Raw genomic sequence first — 279 nt, forward strand, 5'->3', positions numbered from 1 at the left:
GTAATAAAGTGGCTGAGCTTGCAACCGGTGACGGTTTTGCAACCGATGCGCGTTTGTCTCCGAAAGGTCACTTTGTATCGTTTGTACGCGATCAAAACTTATTTGTATTGTCATTGGATAACCAAAAAGTAACAGCACTCACCACAGACGGTAAAGGGCCGATTAAAAATGCTATGGCAGAGTTTGTCGCCCAAGAAGAAATGGACCGTATGACAGGTTATTGGTGGGCGCCCGATGAGTCTGCTATCGCCTTTACTCGTATTGATGAAACGGGTGTGG

The 279-nt window shown here is 46.2% G+C and carries 1 protein-coding gene; it reads left to right on the forward strand.

The window, feature by feature from the left end; all coding sequences use genetic code 11:
• On the forward strand, positions 1-279 hold a 279-nt coding region (locus AAEY88_RS13170; RefSeq protein ID WP_350563108.1), incomplete at both ends, for a DPP IV N-terminal domain-containing protein.

It is taken from the genome of Psychrobacter sp. CAL346-MNA-CIBAN-0220, assembly GCF_040309805.1.
Taxonomy (GTDB): domain Bacteria; phylum Pseudomonadota; class Gammaproteobacteria; order Pseudomonadales; family Moraxellaceae; genus Psychrobacter.